This is a genomic window from Fictibacillus sp. S7, from assembly GCF_004127935.1.
Lineage (GTDB): Bacteria > Bacillota > Bacilli > Bacillales > Fictibacillaceae > Fictibacillus_C > Fictibacillus_C enclensis.
The window spans coordinates 3331346-3344547 of sequence record NZ_QJKL01000001.1 but is presented as its reverse complement, the minus strand read 5'-3'; the positions used below and the strand labels follow the sequence as shown (position 1 = coordinate 3344547).

The following is a 13202-nucleotide window of genomic DNA, read 5'->3' as shown; positions in this document are numbered from 1 at the left end:
CAGATTGCCTATCTTAAAAAAAGTTCCTTTACCACAGCACTTACAAAAATATTGACAAGAGCAACCGGCAAAAGAACCTTCCAGGCGAATTCCATCAGCTGGTCTGCTCTTAATCGGGGCATGGTGCCGCGTACCCAGATCATAAAGAAAACAATCAGGCTGAATTTAAGGGCAAACCAGATGATTCCCGGGATGAAGCCCAAGAACGGAACAGGATTCCATCCGCCTAAGAATAGAACCGTCGTCAGGGCTGCCATCGCAAACAGATACACATATTCAGTCAGCATGAAAAACGCCCAGCGGAAGCCTGAGTATTCCACATGATACCCGGCAACCAGCTCTGATTCAGCTTCCGGCAAATCAAACGGCGTCCGGTTCAATTCGGCAATGGAGGAAATGAGAAAAACGATAAATCCAAGTGGCGACAAAAACATGTATGCCACCGTTTTCTGCCCCTCGACAATCTCTGTCAGGTTCAGGCTTCCGCTGAACATAATCACGCCGACAACCGAGACGACGAGAGGAATTTCGTAGGATATCATCTGGGCGGCTGACCTCATCCCCCCAAGCAGGGAATATTTATTGTTGGAGGCCCAACCCGCCATCAAAATCCCTACTGTGGTAATACCAGATATGGCTATGTAATACAAAAGACCAATGCTAAGATCGGAAAATTTCAGATGATCGGAAAAAGGAATGGCCGCCAGTACCATAAAGGCCGGAGCAAACGCAAGAACAGGAGCCAATACGAAAAGCGGTTTGTCCGCTGCCTTTGGAATGGTATCTTCCTTGATCAGCAGCTTCATTACGTCAGCTACTGTCTGCAACAGCCCGAATCGCCCTCCGACCCGGTTTGGCCCGGGGCGAAGCTGCATAAAGCCAAGCACTTTCCGCTCTGCAAGGATGGCATACGTTACAAAACCGAGGACGATCACCAGGAGGCATGCTCCCAATCCCAAAAAGATCGCTGCATGAATCCACCCTGGTGGCGAGGTTAACAAGTCATTCACCATCAGCCGTCCACCTCCCCTAACACGATATCGATACCGCCGAGAATGGTAATCAGGTTGGAGATATTTTCACCGACAAGAAGCTTGGGCAGGATCTGAAGATTGTAGAAGGAAGGCCTCCTGAACTTCAGGCGGTACGGCTCCTTTTTCCCTTCCGATGCAATATAGCAGCCAATTTCTCCCCGCGGAGACTCAATCCGTACAAAGGCTTCTCCTTTAGGCGGTTTAATGATTTTGGGCACCTTGGCCATAACCTCTCCGGTTTCCGGAAATTGTTCGACAGCTTGTTCAATGATCTTCAGAGATTCCTCGATTTCCGCCATTCTGCATTGATAGCGCGCCCAGGCATCGCCGCTGTCAAACGCGGGAACGTCAAATGTAAACCGATCGTAAAGGGAATAGGGTTCGTCTTTTCTGAGATCCCATTCAATTCCTGTACACCGTAGGTTTGCACCGCTCAGTGAATAATCCAGCGCTTCTTCTTTGGAATAAAATCCAATTCCCTTCACACGGTTCAAAAAGATCTCATTTCCCGTCACCAGATCATGATATCCTGCAAGCTGTTCCCGCATGTAAGGCACAAAATCCCTGACTTTTTCGATCCATCCTTCAGGAGCGTCCCATTTTACACCGCCGATCCGCATGTAATTGAATGTCAGGCGGGCTCCGGAGATCTCATTTAAAAAGCCGATAATAGCCTCTCTTTCGCGGAAGGCATAGAGAAACGGGCTCATGGCGCCAATATCAAGCAGATAGGTTCCAAACCACACCAGATGGCTCGCAACCCTTCCAAGCTCCATCACCAAAACACGAAGATAATCGGCACGTTCAGGGATTTCGATATTCATCATGGTTTCCACCGCGTGACAAATCACATAGTTATTGGTCATGGCTGCCAGATAATCCATTCGGTCGGTATACGGGATAATTTGTGTGTATTGAAGGTTTTCGGCCAGCTTTTCAGTTCCTCTGTGAAGGTAACCGATGACAGGATTGGCTTCTACAATGGTCTCTCCATCTATTTTCAGAACGATCCGGAAAACCCCATGAGTACTGGGGTGCTGCGGGCCGACGTTCAACAGCATTTCTTCGGTGCGGATCACTGGCTACACCTCCACGTCATAGGGTTCGTAGTCTTTGCGGAGCGGATGTCCGATCCAATCATCCGGCATCATAATTCTTGTTAAATTCGGATGCCCTTTGAAGGTAATTCCGATCAGGTCATATGCTTCTCGTTCGGGCCAGTCGGCGCCCGCCCATAACGGAGCCAGGGAGTCGATGACCGCTTCTTCTCTGTTTATTTTTACTTTAAGTGCGACGGGACAACGGTGTGAGTAGGAGTAAAAATGGGTGTACACTTCCAGGTGAGTCTCAAAATCTGTGGCATGAAGTTCTGATAAATAATCAAAACGAAGTTCTTCGTGGTGTTTTAACAACTGGGCGATTTTAAAATATGTATCCGGTTGGGCAACCAGAGTCGGAACATCCTTGGACAACAGGTTGATGTAGCTGTCTTCCAGTGCGTCGTCTCCCAATTCTTTTTGGATGATGGCTTTATATTTATCCAAAAGCGGCTGAAGAGGAGAAGGCTTTTGTTCCTCGGCAGGTTCATCAGCCGTTTTTGCGGCTGCTGCTGCCTTTGCCCGTGCCGCAGCGGCAGCTTTTGCTTTCGCGGCTGCTATCGCTTTGGCTTTTTCATCGGATGCATCAGAGGAGTCTGCCGCTCCTCCCCTGGAGGCTTTTGCTTTCGCGGCAGCTGCTGCTTTGGCCTTTGCGGCTGCGGCGGCCTTCGCTTTGGCTGCAGCAAGAGCTTTTTCATCTTCTGTGGCCGCTCCGTCTGATGCACCTTCACGGGCGGCTTTTGCTTTCGCAGCAGCTGCTGCTTTGGCCTTTGCCGCTGCGGCAGCCTTCGCTTTGGCTGCAGCAAGAGCTTTTTCATCTTCTGTGGCCGCTCCGTCTGATGCACCTTCACGGGCGGCTTTTGCTTTCGCAGCAGCTGCTGCTTTGGCCTTTGCCGCTGCGGCAGCCTTCGCTTTGGCTGCAGCAAGAGCTTTTTCATCTTCTGTGGCCGCTCCGTCTGATGCACCTTCACGGGCGGCTTTTGCTTTCGCAGCAGCTGCTGCTTTGGCCTTTGCCGCTGCGGCGGCCTTTGCTTTGGCTGCAGCAAGAGCTTTATCCTTCGCTAAAGTATCATCTGGTTCATTGCTCTTTTCTGCAGGTTCACTTTCTTCTTTCTTTTCCAGCGCTTTTTGTTTGGCAAGCTCCAGTGCTTTCGCCTTCGCTTCAGCGGCTGCACGCTTTTTCAACTCTTCCTTTGATAACGACTCATTGGATTCAGGCGGTGTTCCATCATGTTCGTTTGGCATTACATCACCTTCTTCCCTGTCTTCGCTTCATACCGGATCTTTTCCTGCAATTTATTGATGCCATATATCAAAGCAGCAGGGTTCGGCGGGCATCCAGGGATATACACGTCAACCGGCACAATCTGGTCCACTCCCTTAACAACCGCATAGGACTTAATATAAGGACCACCAGCGGTTGCACAAGAACCCATGGCAATGACCCACTTTGGCTCGGGCATTTGATCGTACAGCCTTTTCAGCACCGGGGCCATTTTTTTCGTTACGGTTCCCGACACAATCATCACATCCGACTGACGCGGAGATGTCCGGAATATGCTTCCAAAACGGTCAAGGTCATAGTGAGAGGAACCGGTTCCCATCATTTCTATCGCACAGCAGGCCAGACCGAATGTCAGCGGCCAAAGAGAATTGCTCCTTGCCCAGGCCTTAATTTGTTCGAGGGTGGCCATAAATACATTGCGTTCAAGCTCTGCTTTTTCTTCAGGAGAAATATCGGAAAGCTTCAGATCCATTTCAGCACCTTCTTCTTCCATGCGTATAGTAAACCAAGCGCAAGCATCACAATGAAAATACCCATTTCGATCAGCGCAAAGGCACCCAGATGATCATAAGCGACTGCCCAAGGATACAAAAATACGGTTTCTACATCAAAAATGACGAACATGAGAGCAAACAAATAATAGCGTACATTAAATTGAATCCAGCTTTGATGAAAAGGTTCAATTCCGCTTTCATAGGTGGTGTACTTTTCCTTTGTTGGCTTATACGGCCGAAGCAACCTGCCTGCAGTTAAAGCTCCCACCGGCAAAAGGATACCCAGCGCAAGAAAGACGGCAACAACTAGATAATTGTTCTGGTAAATGTGGATAGCGTCCATCTCTTACCCCCCCTAATCATCTGAATTTTTCAAACATTATGTAATCGTCTTCATTATAGCAAATTCCAATATTTGTGTCGACAATACGGAGGTAGCAGGAGTTCTGCCCCACTATAGAGTATATGTGCTTGTTCAGCGGGTAGAATGACGTTCAGCCTTGAGGAGATGGATTCCCAATGCTACATTGAAAAAAAGGAGGGAAAACATGGATACAAGAAAGAAAGCTGAAAAGAAGTGGGCCCAACAGAAATACGAAGTGATGGCCAAAAGCTATCGGTATTACAGCGGCATCAGAGACAGATTCCGCAAAGCAAAAGAGGAAGAAGATTATGCAGCCATTTTGGAAGAGCTAAAAGAATTGGAACAGGTACCGTATACCAAAAAGGGATTCAACAATACATCCCAGCATTTATGGGGCTATTTTAAAAGAGGGGCCACACAGGAGGAAAAAGACGAGTTCTTTGAACGGCTGGAGAACTGTTCATCCCTTCCTGATGAATTTGACAAAGGGGAGGCGGCCGCTGAACATCTGCTGAACTATATTAAAAAAACCCTTTTAGCCTCGCACCCTCAACCTTATCTCAGTCAATCCTCCATATTAAAATAGGGTGCCGGGGCTTCTTGTAAAAGCCCTGACACCCCTGACGAGCGCATTTTCTATTCCAGCACACGCCTTGCTCCAATGTATTTGGTTTTCCAGTAGGAATCCGTCATTTTTACTGCTCTTACTCCCTTTGTCGTTGCGCCGATAAAGGTCTGATTTCCATTATATATCCCTACGAAGGTTGCTTTTTTCTTTCCGACTAAATCATAGAAAACAAGGTCACCTTTATGCAGCTTGGCGGCCTTAACGGAAGTTCCCGCCTTGTATTGATCAGCAACCGTACGAGGAAGCGTTAATTGAGCGGCTGTTTGATACGAATAAAGGACAAACCCGCTCGCATCAAATCCTTTTGGTGTTGTTCCCCCCATTTTAAATGGCTTTCCGATGTTCTTTACAGCTACGGCCGCGGCCTGATCGCCGAAATAATTATCGACCATATCATTTTTAATCTGCTTTTCTTTACTCCAGGACGTAATGGTATATTCCATGTTTCCTGTTTTCTTTACCATAAAATAAAGATGATTATAGCCTTCTGACAGCGTTCCTTTATAAGACTTGTTAAGCTTTGCAAAGAATGTTGCGGAAAATTCAATCTGCCCCTTTTCATGTCCCACTTCAGTCAGACGCTGAAGCTGGAACTCCTTCACATTCTTTTTGAATACCACAACATCCATTTTTGCTTCCTTGGCAAACTGCCTTTGAGCTTCCTTGGCATTTGGAATGGCAAACTTAAAAAAGATTTGAACCGGATTCACATTAAACGGAATGTCATCTTTTGCAGCTGCATAAACGTTTTCGGCGGGCTGCACTCCTCCAACTGTCATTCCTGTTACTAAACTTGCTGCAACAACAGCAGCGGCCATCCATTTCTTCATCTTACATACCTCCGACCGTTTGATTTGCGCTCAAGAATTCTGTGCACAATCGATTAGTCGCCACTTAATGGAAAAAGTTACATAAAAAACCGGAATTTCATGAAGAAATTCCGGTTTTTAAAAACAACGATTAAACAGCTTGTGTGCTGTAGCTCATTTGGCGCTCCAGTTCTTCCGTATGCTCTTGTGTTTGCTCTGGCGTCCAGTTCAAATGCTTCGCCATAAACGCAATCGCTTTTTCCTTCCATTGGCGAACATACGCGATATCGAAATACATCGCGCTTGTACGTCGGATAAAATAATCGGCAGGAGTTGTAGCCATCTCTTCATCCATTGCATAGACCAATGTTGCATATACATTGACTGGCAAGTTGTTCAACTCGGCTTCTTTTTTACCGTCACGGATGATTTCAAACAAACGGTCAACATTGGAACCGTACTTTTTAACCAGCTGCTCTGCATCTTCTTGGCTTAAACCAAGGTTAAGCCCTTCTGCTGTCTTTTCCCGGATGAACTCCGGATAATGGCTGCTTCCGCCGACATTTCCGCCGGAAAGCACCAGGTGCTTGGTATTGCTAGTGTCATATTTGATGCCAATTTCTTTTTCAAGCTGTCCGGCTACGATATCTGCTACTTTTTCAGCCATTTTTCGGTATCCGGTTAATTTACCGCCGGCAATTGTGATCAATCCAGAAGGAGAAAAGAATACTTCGTCTTTCCTTGAAATCTCAGAAGGATCTTTTCCTTCTTCATGAATCAATGGGCGTAATCCCGACCAGGAAGATTCAATGTCTGCTTCCGTCATTTTCACCTCCGGAAACATAAAGTTGATGGCGTTAATGACATAATTGACGTCATCATGCGTAATTCTTGGATTTTTAAGATCTCCTTTGTAATCTGTATCAGTTGTACCCACATACGTTTTGCCATCACGAGGAATCGCAAATACCATTCGGCCGTCCGGTGTATCAAAATAAACAGCCTGGTGCAACGGGAACCGCTCCTGGTCGATCACAAGATGAATTCCTTTTGTATGGTGAATTCTTTTACCTTTTTTGGATTTATCAATATCACGCAATTGATCCACCCAAGGACCTGCTGCGTTTACAATTTTCTTCGCATAAATTTCATGCGTTTCACCAGTAATCGTATCTTCTGATTTAACGCCAAGCAGTTTTCCGCTTTGATCATAGATGAAATCAACTACTTTAATGTAGTTTACGGCTTTCCCCCCACGGGCTGCTGCTTCTTTCATAATCTCAAGCGTAAGACGTGCATCGTCGGTTTTATACTCAACATAGTAACCTCCGCCGAGCAGATCTTTACTTTTGAGCAGTGGTTCCCGTTTCATTGTTTCTTCCTTGGTCAGCATGGAACGGCGTTCGTTCCGCTTTACTCCAGCCAGGAAGTCATAAACCTTCAAGCCAATGGAAGTTGAAAATTTGCCAAACGTTCCTTCTTTATAGAAGGGAAGAAGCATCCACTCTGGTGTGGTTACATGTGGTGCATTTTCGTAAACGATCGCACGTTCTTTCCCCACTTCTGCCACAAGGCCCACTTCGAACTGTTTCAAATAACGAAGTCCGCCATGGACCAGTTTGGTAGAACGGCTGGATGTACCTCCGGCAAAATCCTGCATTTCCAACACGCCTGCTTTCATACCGCGCGTGGTAGCATCCAGAAGAATCCCTGCTCCAGTAACCCCGCCTCCGATGATCAACAGATCCAGGGACGAGTCTTTCATGTCCTGAATATACTGCTTTCTTTTATTGCTTGAAAATGAAATATCCATATCAACGCCACTCCTTCATCATTCCATCAATTTATTCATTTCCTAAATTTCCACAATTAAAGCACCTAATTTTACTCAGAGAATAAAAAAGAGACCACAATACCCCTGTATCGATGTACAAGGTATTGTGGTCTCTCCATAGCTCCGACCGTTATTAACTTATAGTTGTATCATAACAAGTTATCCCGGAAAGTGCAAATGGTGTGCTTGTGGTTTATTGGAAAACCCGCGCGGCTTCAACTGCTTTTTTCCAGCCTTTATAAAGGTCTTCTCGTTCCTTCTCTTCCATTTCCACATCAAAATCTCTTTCCACTTTCCACTTGTTCGCAATTTCTTCGCGGCCCTTCCAGAAACCAGTTGCAAGTCCGGCAAGATACGCGGCTCCAAGCGCTGTGGTTTCATTGATTTCAGGACGTTCTACAGGAACACCAAGGATATCGCACTGGAACTGCATGAGGAAGTTATTCATAACCGCCCCTCCGTCCACGCGAAGCTTTTTCAATTCAATATTGGAGTCGGCTTCCATAGCTGTCAGCACGTCACGTGTTTGAAAAGCAAGGGATTCCAGTGTGGCACGAACAAAATGTTCTTTTTGGGTACCTCGTGTTAAACCGAATACTGCACCACGTGTTTTGCTGTCCCAATACGGAGTTCCCAATCCAACAAAGGCAGGGACTACGTAAACACCATCGGAAGAAGTCACACGGGTCGCCAAATCCTCACTTTCAGGAGAGGTACGAATAAGCTGCAAGCCATCACGAAGCCACTGAACCGCGGAACCGGCAACAAAAATGCTTCCTTCCAGCGCGTACTCAACTTTTCCGTCAATGCCCCAGGCCAGTGTCGTTAACAGCCCATGCTCCGAACGCACGGCTTTCTCACCTGTATTCATGAGCATAAAGCATCCTGTACCATAGGTGTTTTTCGCCATACCGGTTTCAAAACAAGCTTGTCCAAACAGGGCAGCCTGCTGGTCTCCCGCAATGCCGGCAATTGGAATACTTTCACCGAAAAAGTGATAATCAATGGTGTGTCCGTAAACTTCAGAAGAAGATTTTACTTCAGGAAGCATGGACGCCGGTACACCCAGGATGTCCAGCAATTCTTCATCCCATTTCAGATCATAAATGTTATACATCAACGTACGTGAAGCATTGGAATAATCCGTAACATGAGCTTTTCCGCCAGTCATTTTCCAAAGAAGCCAAGTATCAATCGTTCCAAACAGAAGGTCTCCGTTTTCTGCCTTTTCCCTCGCGCCTTCAACGTTGTCCAGGATCCATTTCACTTTTGTTCCGGAAAAATAAGCGTCAATAAGCAATCCTGTTTTGTCTCTAAATAAATCGTTATATCCTTGTTCCTTTAACTCTTCGCAAATGTCTGCGGTCTGTCTGGATTGCCAAACAATCGCATTGTAGACCGGTTTACCAGTGTTTTTATCCCAGACGACCGCTGTTTCCCGCTGATTGGTGATGCCAATTGCTGCGATTTCCTTAGGAGATGTATTGGTACCCTCTAGTACTTGAGCGACCACAGCCAAAATACTGCCCCAAATTTCCTGTGCGTTGTGTTCTACCCAGCCCGGTTTGGGAAAATGCTGTGTGAACTCCTTTTGCGCCACATTGACACATTCGCCATCTTTATTAAAAAGAATGGCCCTTGAGCTTGTTGTCCCCTGATCGAGAGATAAAATGTATTTCTTTTCCATGTTCTTTTCCTCTCCTTTACAAAAATAACTGTTTTTTGATGCATATTTTTTATTTGACGTCTTCCGTAAACTTTGTAGCTCTTGGAAGTGGTTGATTTTCGTTTCTAGATAGCTCGCTTTTACAACTATATTTAGTTCTTGATTCGTTCGCCGTGTGTAAAGCTGTGGGTGCCCCGTTTACCGGCAAAATGGGCGGCCGCAATGACAACAGCAGATAATACTGTCCAGCTCCAGAAGAAAGTGGTTACTTTGCCCTTGAACAATACCTCATAGAGAAGTGCTCCAAAAACGCCTCCGAGAATCGGTCCCACTACAGGGATCCAAGCGTACTTCCAGTTGGATCCTCCCTTTCCGCTGATTGGAAGGAAGAAATGGGCCAGTCTCGGTCCAAGGTCACGCGCCGGGTTGATGGCATAACCGGTAGTACCACCCAAGGATAATCCGATCGCCACAATTAGAAAACCAACAATTAACGGGTTAAGTCCTTCTGTAAATTTATTCGCGCCTATTGCCAAAAGTCCTACCAGCAAAACGGCTGTTCCAATGAACTCACTTAAAAGGTTCGATAATGTATGTGGTATTGCAGGGTCTGTCGAGAAAACTCCCAATTTAACGGCTTTGTCTTCTGTTTTTTCCCAATGCGGAAGGAACTGAAAATAAACAATAACCCCTCCAAGGAATGCACCCAGCATCTGAGCCAGGATATAGCCGGGAACCTGCGACCAGCTGAACTCTCCGACGGCAGCCAATGCCAATGTGACGGCCGGGTTAAGATGGGCACCGCTTACATTTCCAACCGCATATACCCCCATCGCTACCGCGAGTCCCCATCCCAGAGCTACGACGATCCATCCTCCGCCTTCTGCCTTGGATTTCTTCAAGCTGACGTTGGCGACAACTCCACCACCAAATATAATCAAAATCATGGTTCCTACAATTTCTCCCAGTATCGGTGACATTCTGCAACACTCCTCTCAATTTTAGCAACGATAATATCCTATTCAAAACAAAAGACCAGCAAAAAAATCCCACACATACATGTAAGGGCTTCCGCTGATCTCCGATTCTCCGTCAGAATATTAACTTGTCTATTATTTAAACACAGTTTGCAAACGCTGTCAATAAAGCGCGGCGAGGGAATAAAAGGAATCACCCTCACCACAACTCTTTATCCGAGGTGGTTACCGCCACAGCTCCTGCTTTAATCGCCAGTTCGATTTCCTCTTTTGTGCGGATCAAGCCGCCGGCAAACACGGGTATCCCCGTTTTTTCGTGAACCTCCTGAATGATGTTGGGCATGAGTCCAGGAAGCACTTCAACGTAATCCGGCTGGGTTTTTGTGATAATTTTATAACTGGTTTCGAGTGCAATGGAATCGAGAAGAAACAAACGTTGAATGGCAATTACACCTTTTTTCTTGGCAGTGGCGATCACGTTGCTTCTTGTGGAGATGATGCCTGCCGGTTTGATTTCCTGACAGATAAACTCTGCCGCATATTCATCCGCCTTCAGGCCGCTGATCAGGTCGGCATGAACGAAAAGTTTCTTGTTCGCCCGTCCCGCCAGTCTTACCATATCCTTCAGCTGGGCAATGTGGCTGTCCAAGATGACGATATAGGTATAGGAGGTGTCCAGCAGCTTCTCCAGGTCCTTCCATTTTCGGACGGCCGGCAATACGGTTTGGTTTTGAAATGTCATAGGTATACCTCCCAAGCCGAGTTTTCCTTATTATATCCTTTTTTATGTAGAAACGAAAAATAGGACTGTCCAAGAAGTCTGGAAGCTGTTGATTTTCGTTCCAGCCCGCTCGCTTTCCACTACAATCAACTTTTCAGGCATGCTTTTTACGCAAAACATACTAAGATTAGTAGCACAAACCACGGCCATGGTTTGTGCTACTATTTTTTTGTAGAGGTGAAGAATAGGTCGAGGCAGCCCCGGAACTTTAAGTTCGCACGCAAAACAGACCAACTTCACCGTCCTTATATGAATCAGTTTCAGTATGTTGGATCCGTTGAGATCGTGTAAAAGAAAATGGAATCGATAGGGATAGGTGAGGACTTCTGCAATCGTTTTGAGGGAGGAACGTAATGATGAGTATTATTGCTTTTGACGTAAGTATGGGAAAAAGTTATATGGTGATTTACAACACCTCGAGGTGTTGTGTTTTTGAAGGAGAAATACTACATAATAAGATTCATTTTGAGAAACTGTATCAGCGCATTGTCGCACTTGTTCAGCAGGATGGACATACACCAGAAATTGTCTTTGAAGCCACAGGAGTTTACTCCCGCCAATTAGAGCGATTTATGAACGATCATGGTTTTCCTTATTGCTTATTAAATCCTCTCGAATCTAAACTTCAAACGGCTTCTATGCGAATGCATAAGACGGATAAAAGCGATGCCCATCGGCTCGCTCAAACTCATTTTACCTCGGACAGAAAAAATAAAATCGCACAAGACGATTATTATGATCAAATGCGCTCTCTTTCCCGTTATTATCATGAACTGGATCAGGAATTAAAATTGGTCAGAAGTCGTATACATACCCTGCTTCAGCTTACTTTTCCAGAGATAGAAACACTATTTACGGGAAAATCGGAGTTGTTTTTGAACATCTTACAACTGTTTCCTCATCCGGATTGTGTAAAGCAACGATCGAAAACGGTCATTCGAAATCGGTTGCTTGCCAATACCAGTAAAAAGCTTGCCCCCAAAACGGCAGAGAAGAAAGCCATACAACTTCTAGAAATCGCTGAGTATTCTTATCCAGCTGTAGATGAAGATGATATAAGATGCGAGCAGTTAAAGTACTATGCCAAACGCTGTTTGGCTATTCTGCGACAACGTGAAGAAGTGATTAAGCAGATGGCAGACCTTTCACAAGAACGAAAAGATTATCAAGTGTTAATGAGTTTTCCTGGCATTGGGACCAACACAGCTGTGCGTTTAATCGCTGAAATTGGTGACATTCACCGTTTTAAAACCAACAAACAACTGAACGCTTATGCCGGTATTGATATTCGGCGTTTTCAATCCGGCACCATCTTGTATAAAGATAAAATCAATAGGCGAGGGAACAAACATTTACGAAAGATCCTGTATCTTACCATTCAAAATATGATTAAACAGAGGCGTTTTGGGGATAACCATTTTGTAGATTACTACGACAAACTAAAAACGCAACCTTATAACAAACGTCATAAAGTCGCGTCCATCGCGTGTGTGAATAAGTTATTGAAATGCCTATTCCACCTTATTACACACAATTTGCATTACGATTACCAGATAGCAGCTGGTAAGTAATGTTTTGACTATTATATCATAATTCTCCCCTAGTTTAAAAAACAGCTACAACTAGGGGTATTTAGAATGCCTTAAATAAAGTGACAATACCGAAGGCTTAATGACTCCCTAAAAAACTATTGACTAATCGTAAGAAATGGGACTGCCTGAAGGTCTTTTGACTTTCAGACAGCCCCATTTGACTGTTCATTTATCTGTGTTTGGCCACATCAAGGCGGTTGATCGCGCGGCGAAGAGCATATTCTGCTCTCGCCTGGTCCAAATCGCTTTGATTGGTCTCAGCCAAACGGCGCTCAGCACGCTCTTTAGCTGCTTCAGCGCGATTGACCTCAATCTCATCTGCCAGTTCAGCAGCTTGAGCAAGGATTGTTACTTTTTCAGGCCGAACTTCGATAAATCCACCGCTAACGGCCACATATTGTGTTTTTCCATCTTGTTTCACACGTACTGCACTGATGGTTAAAGGAGCAACCAACGGAATATGTCCTGGCAGGACACCCAGCTCACCGCTTTTTGCTTTTGAACTGACCATTTCTGCCGTTCCTTCAAACACAGGACCATCAGGGGTGACTACACTTACGTCTAACGTTCTCATTTCGTCTTACCCCCTTATAGGTTTAGGCCATCGTTTTTGCTTTTTCAACAACTTCATCAATAGAACC

General features: G+C 45.5%; 13 protein-coding genes. 2 read left to right on the top strand and 11 right to left on the bottom strand.

The window, feature by feature from the left end; genetic code table 11:
• Positions 1-8: 8 nt before the first annotated feature.
• The 5 genes from nuoH to DMO16_RS17345 are packed head-to-tail and all read right to left on the bottom strand — an operon-like array spanning position 9 to position 4253.
• Complete coding sequence (gene nuoH / locus DMO16_RS17365; protein WP_129478851.1) at positions 9-1013, bottom strand: NADH-quinone oxidoreductase subunit NuoH; 1005 nt, start codon at positions 1011-1013, stop codon at positions 9-11.
• On the bottom strand, positions 1013-2113 hold the full coding sequence (locus tag DMO16_RS17360; RefSeq protein ID WP_061973588.1) for an NADH-quinone oxidoreductase subunit D: 1101 nt from the start codon (positions 2111-2113) through the stop codon (positions 1013-1015). Before DMO16_RS17360 ends, nuoH begins: the two co-directional genes overlap by 1 nt.
• A gap of 3 nt (positions 2114-2116) precedes the next feature.
• Positions 2117-3376 (bottom strand): NADH-quinone oxidoreductase subunit C, encoded by a 1260-nt coding sequence (locus tag DMO16_RS17355; RefSeq protein WP_129478849.1) that lies wholly within the window; start codon positions 3374-3376, stop codon positions 2117-2119.
• A complete protein-coding gene (locus tag DMO16_RS17350) occupies positions 3376-3888 on the bottom strand; it encodes a NuoB/complex I 20 kDa subunit family protein (protein WP_061973584.1) in 513 nt (170 codons plus the stop codon). Before DMO16_RS17350 ends, DMO16_RS17355 begins: the two co-directional genes overlap by 1 nt.
• The gene (locus DMO16_RS17345; RefSeq protein ID WP_061973582.1) at positions 3879-4253 is read right to left on the bottom strand and encodes an NADH-quinone oxidoreductase subunit A; all 375 of its coding nucleotides are present in this window, start codon (positions 4251-4253) and stop codon (positions 3879-3881) included. Before DMO16_RS17345 ends, DMO16_RS17350 begins: the two co-directional genes overlap by 10 nt.
• A 205-nt stretch (positions 4254-4458) precedes the next feature.
• On the opposite strand from DMO16_RS17345, the gene DMO16_RS17340 reads away from it, so the two are divergent.
• Positions 4459-4860: a DUF1722 domain-containing protein gene (locus DMO16_RS17340; protein WP_129478847.1), complete on the top strand. Its 402-nt coding sequence runs from the start codon at positions 4459-4461 to the stop codon at positions 4858-4860.
• Positions 4861-4910: 50 nt separating this feature from the next.
• On the opposite strand, the gene DMO16_RS24975 is transcribed toward DMO16_RS17340, so the two are convergent.
• The 5 genes from DMO16_RS24975 to DMO16_RS17315 form a co-directional block, all read right to left on the bottom strand.
• A complete protein-coding gene (locus DMO16_RS24975) occupies positions 4911-5732 on the bottom strand; it encodes a C40 family peptidase (protein ID WP_061973577.1) in 822 nt (273 codons plus the stop codon).
• A gap of 130 nt (positions 5733-5862) precedes the next feature.
• On the bottom strand, positions 5863-7524 hold the full coding sequence (locus tag DMO16_RS17330) for a glycerol-3-phosphate dehydrogenase/oxidase (protein ID WP_129478845.1): 1662 nt from the start codon (positions 7522-7524) through the stop codon (positions 5863-5865).
• 214 nt (positions 7525-7738) lie between these two features.
• Positions 7739-9232, bottom strand: a complete 1494-nt coding sequence (gene glpK / locus DMO16_RS17325) for a glycerol kinase GlpK (RefSeq protein WP_061973573.1) — start codon at positions 9230-9232, stop codon at positions 7739-7741.
• A gap of 131 nt (positions 9233-9363) precedes the next feature.
• A complete protein-coding gene (locus DMO16_RS17320) occupies positions 9364-10191 on the bottom strand; it encodes an MIP/aquaporin family protein (RefSeq protein ID WP_129478843.1) in 828 nt (275 codons plus the stop codon).
• Between the two features lie 196 nt (positions 10192-10387).
• Positions 10388-10930, bottom strand: coding sequence for a glycerol-3-phosphate responsive antiterminator (locus DMO16_RS17315; RefSeq protein WP_061973569.1), 543 nt, complete (start codon positions 10928-10930; stop codon positions 10388-10390).
• Between the two features lie 392 nt (positions 10931-11322).
• On the opposite strand from DMO16_RS17315, the gene DMO16_RS17310 reads away from it, so the two are divergent.
• Positions 11323-12540 carry an IS110 family transposase gene (locus DMO16_RS17310; RefSeq protein WP_129476419.1) on the top strand — a complete coding sequence of 406 codons (1218 nt, stop codon included), beginning with the start codon at positions 11323-11325 and terminating at the stop codon, positions 12538-12540.
• 190 nt (positions 12541-12730) lie between these two features.
• Here DMO16_RS17310 and DMO16_RS17305 read toward each other — a convergent pair whose 3' ends face one another.
• On the bottom strand, positions 12731-13135 hold the full coding sequence (locus DMO16_RS17305; RefSeq protein WP_061973567.1) for a F0F1 ATP synthase subunit epsilon: 405 nt from the start codon (positions 13133-13135) through the stop codon (positions 12731-12733).
• Positions 13136-13202 lie beyond the last annotated feature (67 nt).

Coding starts and splice junctions, on each gene's coding strand:
- DMO16_RS17315 (WP_061973569.1), bottom strand. CDS start 10,930: ATGACATTTCAAAACCAAACCGTATTGCCGGCCGTCCGAAAATGGAAG.
- glpK (WP_061973573.1), bottom strand. CDS start 9,232: ATGGAAAAGAAATACATTTTATCTCTCGATCAGGGGACAACAAGCTCA.
- DMO16_RS17305 (WP_061973567.1), bottom strand. CDS start 13,135: ATGAGAACGTTAGACGTAAGTGTAGTCACCCCTGATGGTCCTGTGTTT.
- DMO16_RS17345 (WP_061973582.1), bottom strand. CDS start 4,253: ATGGACGCTATCCACATTTACCAGAACAATTATCTAGTTGTTGCCGTC.
- DMO16_RS17340 (WP_129478847.1), top strand. CDS start 4,459: ATGGATACAAGAAAGAAAGCTGAAAAGAAGTGGGCCCAACAGAAATAC.
- DMO16_RS17330 (WP_129478845.1), bottom strand. CDS start 7,524: ATGGATATTTCATTTTCAAGCAATAAAAGAAAGCAGTATATTCAGGAC.
- nuoH (WP_129478851.1), bottom strand. CDS start 1,013: ATGGTGAATGACTTGTTAACCTCGCCACCAGGGTGGATTCATGCAGCG.
- DMO16_RS17355 (WP_129478849.1), bottom strand. CDS start 3,376: ATGCCAAACGAACATGATGGAACACCGCCTGAATCCAATGAGTCGTTA.
- DMO16_RS17310 (WP_129476419.1), top strand. CDS start 11,323: ATGATGAGTATTATTGCTTTTGACGTAAGTATGGGAAAAAGTTATATG.
- DMO16_RS17350 (WP_061973584.1), bottom strand. CDS start 3,888: ATGGATCTGAAGCTTTCCGATATTTCTCCTGAAGAAAAAGCAGAGCTT.
- DMO16_RS24975 (WP_061973577.1), bottom strand. CDS start 5,732: ATGAAGAAATGGATGGCCGCTGCTGTTGTTGCAGCAAGTTTAGTAACA.
- DMO16_RS17320 (WP_129478843.1), bottom strand. CDS start 10,191: ATGTCACCGATACTGGGAGAAATTGTAGGAACCATGATTTTGATTATA.